This is a genomic window from Cobetia sp. SIMBA_158, from assembly GCF_046566945.1.
GTDB lineage: Bacteria > Pseudomonadota > Gammaproteobacteria > Pseudomonadales > Halomonadaceae > Cobetia > Cobetia amphilecti.
Window position 1 is genome coordinate 1 of record NZ_JAWJYL010000725.1, and the last position, 254, is coordinate 254.

The following is a 254-nucleotide window of genomic DNA, read 5'->3' on the forward strand; positions in this document are numbered from 1 at the left end:
AGCATGGCACCATTTGCAATGGGTCCTGGTAACATGGCAAAAAACGTATAAATAGAAGGAAAGAACGCGATGAAAGCTATTAAGAAACTTGCAATAAAATAAGGTTTCATACGGTTTTGACCTGTCAACTGAACAAAACTTGATGCTACTGTATAGGGAACAACCCCAACTACAGAGAAAATGGAGGATAAGATTGTATTGACCCCGCTAATCACTCGGAACTTCTTAACGTCCATTCCTTTCGTTGTTCTTGT

The 254-nt window shown here is 39.4% G+C and carries 1 protein-coding gene; it reads right to left on the bottom strand.

Features of this window, described 5'->3' with window-relative positions; translation table 11 throughout:
* Positions 1-236: purine/pyrimidine permease (locus tag R2R70_RS21715; protein ID WP_410979155.1), on the bottom strand; the 236-nt coding region annotated here is incomplete at its 3' end.
* Between the last annotated feature and the right edge of the window lie 18 nt (positions 237-254).